The sequence below is a fragment of the Aphanizomenon sp. CS-733/32 genome, assembly GCF_028330045.1.
GTDB lineage: Bacteria > Cyanobacteriota > Cyanobacteriia > Cyanobacteriales > Nostocaceae > Dolichospermum > Dolichospermum gracile.
The window spans coordinates 1-4,926 of the sequence record NZ_JAQMSE010000138.1; the positions used below are offsets into that span (position 1 = coordinate 1).

Genomic DNA, 4,926 nt, shown 5'->3' on the forward strand with positions numbered 1-4,926 from the left:
CGAGGTTTTATTTTTGTTTGTCCTATCAGTAATACTAAGCGTAAAAATCCTTTCTACGTTGAGATTCCAGATGATCAACCTATTAAAGGCGTAGTGATGTGCGATCAGCTGCGTTCATTGGATTATCGCTCAAGAAAGGCAAAACTGATCTGTATTTGCCCTGAATGGTTATTAGCAGAAGTGCTTGGTCGCATTCATCCTATTCTTTTTTAGTATCTAAATAAGATCCCCGACTTCCCTCAGAAGTCGGGGATATGAAACTGTTGATCTTAAAAGCGATCGCTTGGTGAAATGAAACTCTTTAGCAGGTATCAATTATTCATCCATTAGAGAACGAGATTGGGAAATTACCAGTACCTCAATTAGAGTCTCTAGCAGAAGCTCTATTAGATTTTGACGGATTGGCAGATTTAGAGGTCTGGTTAGCGGAGGTATGAGGAAAACCGCATTGGTGATCACATTTGCTATTATTCCAATTTAACAAAAATGAGTGAACATTATCCTCACTGGGATATGACAATTTCCTTAGAAGAGACAATTAAGCAGATAGTTGAATCTTGGCAACAGCGATTAAATACAGGAGATGATTAATAATGTACCAAAGTGATGTGTATAGCAAACCCAGCTATGAGCCATTACCTCCTCAACAAACACTGCCAACGATGTATGATTTACCTAGCGAAGATCCAGAGGAGCCAGGTTTGCCAGACGAATTTCACCTGTTACAACCAGAATTATTGCGTAGCACCTTTCGTCCGCCTTCTTATACAGAAGATAATGTATTTACAGGTAGTGACTTGAATCTATACTATGACAGCAAGCATACACAATGGTATAAAAGACCAGATTGGTTTGCAGTTTTGGGGGTATCCCGTTTTTATGAACAAACAGAACTAAGATTAAGTTATGTTACTTGGTGTGAAGGAACATACCCTTTTGTGGTGGTAGAATTAATATCTCCAGGAACAGAAAACGAAGACTTAGGCAAAAATTTACGGGAAATTAATCAACCGCCAAATAAATGGACAGTATATGAGCAAATTCTGAGAATCCCCTATTATTTTGTCTATAACCGTTATACTGGCGAGTTTCACTGTTATGGGTTAGTAACGAACCGTTATCAACCGCTCTCTATTAATGGATTAGGGGTATGGCTAGAAGAAGCTGAATTGGGTTTAGGATTGTGGGAAGGAGAATATCAAGGATTAACTAGACAGTGGTTACGTTGGTATGATCAAGATAATAATTGGTTGCCTACACCAGAAGAACGAGAAAAACAACGGGCGGAGCAGGAAAAGCAACGGGCGGATTCTGCTGAATTAGAAGTAGCTAAATTACGACAATTGTTATTGGAACAAGGTATCAGCTTACCTAATGATCAATAGAGTTGAAAAATTGTCCAGTCTGAAAGTGGAGGTTAAAGCGATTGCTTCCCTTTGCCTGGCTATGGCAACTGAATGTATAATCTGATCATGCCCAGATCCCCGGATCTGAAACTCCAGAGTGGCGGCAATTGAGATATGCTTTGTTGATCTTGAAAGCGATCGCTAATTTATGAAATCTCAAATTGGTCATTAGGGAAATTCTTTACTCCCGGTTCGCTCATTTTTTTTGGAGTTCGAGAAATTGCCAAAAAAACAAGAAATCCAGGTGTCGTAATGGTTTTAGCGATTTCCCAAAATTTAGCTTGAACTACCACATCCGGTGCTAAAACTCTATTTTTATACGAACTGCTTGCAGCAGCGCTTCGCTATCGCATAAAGTCTGTAGGGTAGTACATTTTTATCAAAGCCGAAAACCTTGATTAAATCGTTCAGCTTCTTGGTAACTCGATTTTAAATGGGCGAACCGGGAGTTAATTTTCAGAAAAGCGGTCTATTTTTTTTGAGCAATTATACCCAACAAAGAAATGCCTATAGCAATCGCAACTGAGTTGTAAAATTTGGATCAAGTCACAGTAAGGCTTCTAAGCTTTATTCAGTAAGATACGAGGAGTAATATTATTCATTCTCTGATTACTATATGATAAATAAACAAGATAAATTGAGAAGACTATCAAGAATCTATCAAACAAATCCGCCACTTTCCCCTAAAGAAACATTACCGACAATGTATGATCTTCCTAGCGAAGACCCGGAGGAACCTGGTTTGCCAGATCAATTTCATTTATTCCAACCACAATTATTAGCAGAAACATTCCGTCCGTCTGACTATCCTAGCGACCAAATATTTACAGGAAGTGATCTGAATCTTTACTATGATTTGCGTCATCCTTCATGGTATAAACGTCCAGATTGGTTTGCAGTGTTAGGTGTTCCCTCTCTTTATGATAAAAGAGATTTACGTTTAAGTTATGTAGTTTGGCAAGAAGCAGTTAATCCTTATATTGTCGTTGAATTACTCTCACCGGGAACAGAAAAAGAAGACTTAGGGCAAACATTCAGAGATGTCGAAAAACCTCCTGGTAAATGGGAAGTTTACGAACAAATTTTAAGAGTACCCTATTACGCTATCTTTGATCGTTATAAATCTGAATTTAGAATGTTTCAGTTAACAGGCGCTCGTTATACTGAAGTAAAATTATCAGATTTCCGGTTTTGGATTCCTGAAATAGAATTAGGTTTAGGAGTGTGGCTAGGAAGTTATAAAAATGTAGAAATGCCTTGGTTACGTTGGTATGACAAAGACGGTAATTGGATATTAACCAGCACAGAACAGGAAAGACAGAAAGCTGAACAGGAAAGACAGAAAGCTGAACAAGAAAGGCAAAAAACCGAAAGATTAATTGCCCAACTTCGTGCGCTTGGTGTTGAACCAGATTTAGAATAAATACAATCTCTTATCCTCTTGTTCCTAGTCTCTGGGTGGGAACGAGAGGAAAAAGCAGTTAATCCTGATTTTGATTTTGCTTAGATAAATCCGTCGGTGGTCTATCATTACTCCAAGCCCACCAGACATAACCGCAATGACAATGGTAGAATTCTTGCCACTTCCGACGACGTTCTGGGGTAGTGACGGGAGACCTTCTATTTAACCACACATTAACAGCATCTCGACTACCAGCATGGCATTTGGGGCAATGGAATTGATAGGCGTGTACGGCTTGATTAGTCCATTCTGGCGGATTGGGATCAAAAGCGTCCATATAAATATAAAGTGGAATAGAGTGTAATCTTAGTAGTCATTGAATATACATAATTATGACTAATAATGGATGTTATGGAACCAAATATTGAAATTCGTCGGTTGTTGGATGTCATGCCCGCTTCTGGGCGAATGATGACTAAAATCGTCAGTAAACCAGAACAAAAACAGGTAATAGATGCGGCTTTTCCCCTACCATTAAGTCAAGCCAGACCAATATATATTAATTTCGATTTATGGAGACGGTTGACAAAACCTCAACGGGATTTACTTCTATTGCAAAGAATATCCTGGTTAATAGGGGTGAAATGGTTACAACCTAATATCTATCAAGGTGCCGTGTTAGCAGGTCTTGTGGGCGGAATACTCGAAGCGGTTCAGGCTGATGTGGTAGGTGTGGTCATAGCCGGAGGATTAAGTGCTGTAGCGGCTATACGAATTTGGCGCACCAATAAATCCCAAGAGTCAGAATTAACTGCTGATATAGCGGCTATTAGAATCGCCCAAAGACGAGGTTATTCAGAAACAGAAGCCGCCCAACATTTGTTAACAGCTATTGAAGCAGTAGGAACAATAGAAGGGCGTTCTGGTTTAAATTTTAGTGAATTAATTCGTTGTCAAAACTTGAAAGTAATTGCCGGTTTATCACAAGTTGGTATTCCTAAAAACTATCAATAGATTTACTGCGAAGTAATTAGGGTTTGCTGAAAAAGTTGTCTGTGAGGTCTAGGAGTCAGGAGTCAGGAGTCAGGAGTTAGGAGTTAGGAGAAAGAAGGAGTCAGGAGTTAGAATAGTCTCAAATTTCAGACAGTGATAGGTAAATAAACAGTTTCAATGCTTATTTCTTGCACTTAGTTCTCTTTTTAAACCCGAAAATTCTTCATATATGTAGGTTTTCGGTTGATTCAGCAAGCCCTACGTAGGGGTTTAGCAATGCTTAATGGTGTCAACTTAAGCCCTGGCGAATGGAATTCACTGCTACACAAACAAAGTCCGCCTGCGCGGACTAAGGAAAAATCAAGTATTTGAAACCCACGCAGGTGGGTTTTGCCTGTGTAGACGCGGTTTCTAACCGCCCGTTTTACGTTAAGTTGACACATATCAGCAATGCTAAACCCCCACCATAAACCAGCAATTTGGCATCAGAAATACTTTATTTTTGGGAAAGTATGAATTTATCTCACGCAGAGGCGCAGAGGCGCAAAGAGTAAGAGTTTGAGAAATGGAATTTTTGATTTTCATATCTTAATTCAGCAACGCCTTATTTTTTAACTACTGCTAACCAAACCTGTAAATCATTTAAACTGGTAAAATCTAACAATGCTTCACTCAAATTTTCCATGACGGGTAAAGGTAAAGCGGAAATAGAACCGCGTATTTCTGCCGATAATTCCCCAAACCGTTTCGTTAATAGTCGAATAACTAGATTTAAAGTTGCTTGTTCTATTCCTTCTTGTTTAATTTCTCTGTAAGCGCGACTTTTTTCTAGTGAAATTCCTAGCATGACTTCAACCTCCCTTAAAGTAAGTTTTTCAAATTTGTACATCATTATTGTCGTGATCATTTCTATTATGACCTGACTTGATAAAGATGATGTTTCTTGATTACTTTTTGTTAACAATCATTAAATCTATTGCGGTTACGATAGAACCCACATTCCGCACCCCAAACTGTCACAGATCAAAAAAGCCCTTAAAGTAGTACATAATAACTAAAGTCAATTCAAAAATTAAGATGCTTAATGAGAATAAATAGCATTAAAAGCGAAATGGTGTGATAAAG

General features: G+C 38.6%; 7 protein-coding genes and 1 pseudogene. 5 read left to right on the top strand and 3 right to left on the bottom strand.

What is annotated here, in order from left to right; genetic code table 11:
- The 4 genes from PN471_RS10780 to PN471_RS10795 form a co-directional block, all read left to right on the top strand.
- Positions 1–213 (top strand): type II toxin-antitoxin system PemK/MazF family toxin (locus PN471_RS10780; protein ID WP_271776848.1); only part of this gene is annotated, 213 nt, incomplete at its 5' end.
- 125 nt (positions 214–338) lie between these two features.
- Complete coding sequence (locus PN471_RS10785) at positions 339–437, top strand: DUF4351 domain-containing protein (RefSeq protein ID WP_271776851.1); 99 nt, start codon at positions 339–341, stop codon at positions 435–437.
- Positions 438–593: 156 nt separating this feature from the next.
- Positions 594–1,385, top strand: coding sequence for a Uma2 family endonuclease (locus PN471_RS10790; RefSeq protein ID WP_271776849.1), 792 nt, complete (start codon positions 594–596; stop codon positions 1,383–1,385).
- 676 nt (positions 1,386–2,061) lie between these two features.
- The gene (locus PN471_RS10795) at positions 2,062–2,829 is read left to right on the top strand and encodes a Uma2 family endonuclease (RefSeq protein WP_271776852.1); all 768 of its coding nucleotides are present in this window, start codon (positions 2,062–2,064) and stop codon (positions 2,827–2,829) included.
- 58 nt (positions 2,830–2,887) lie between these two features.
- On the opposite strand, the gene PN471_RS10800 is transcribed toward PN471_RS10795, so the two are convergent.
- Complete coding sequence (locus PN471_RS10800; protein WP_271776850.1) at positions 2,888–3,145, bottom strand: hypothetical protein; 258 nt, start codon at positions 3,143–3,145, stop codon at positions 2,888–2,890.
- Between the two features lie 74 nt (positions 3,146–3,219).
- Between PN471_RS10800 and PN471_RS10805 the strand changes: the two genes are divergently transcribed.
- Positions 3,220–3,822, top strand: a complete 603-nt coding sequence (locus tag PN471_RS10805) for a DUF3318 domain-containing protein (protein WP_193895309.1) — start codon at positions 3,220–3,222, stop codon at positions 3,820–3,822.
- Between the two features lie 583 nt (positions 3,823–4,405).
- Here PN471_RS10805 and PN471_RS10810 read toward each other — a convergent pair.
- The gene (locus PN471_RS10810) at positions 4,406–4,648 is read right to left on the bottom strand and encodes a DUF4351 domain-containing protein (protein WP_334311913.1); all 243 of its coding nucleotides are present in this window, start codon (positions 4,646–4,648) and stop codon (positions 4,406–4,408) included.
- A gap of 6 nt (positions 4,649–4,654) precedes the next feature.
- Positions 4,655–4,765 (bottom strand): annotated as a pseudogene (locus PN471_RS23340) (DUF2887 domain-containing protein); the annotation flags it as partial.
- Between the last annotated feature and the right edge of the window lie 161 nt (positions 4,766–4,926).

Excerpts from the sequence above, each read along its gene's own strand:
- PN471_RS10790 (WP_271776849.1), top strand. The coding sequence starts at position 594 with ATGTACCAAAGTGATGTGTATAGCAAACCCAGCTATGAGCCATTACCT.
- PN471_RS10800 (WP_271776850.1), bottom strand. The coding sequence starts at position 3,145 with ATGGACGCTTTTGATCCCAATCCGCCAGAATGGACTAATCAAGCCGTA.
- PN471_RS10810 (WP_334311913.1), bottom strand. The coding sequence starts at position 4,648 with ATGCTAGGAATTTCACTAGAAAAAAGTCGCGCTTACAGAGAAATTAAA.
- PN471_RS10805 (WP_193895309.1), top strand. The coding sequence starts at position 3,220 with ATGGAACCAAATATTGAAATTCGTCGGTTGTTGGATGTCATGCCCGCT.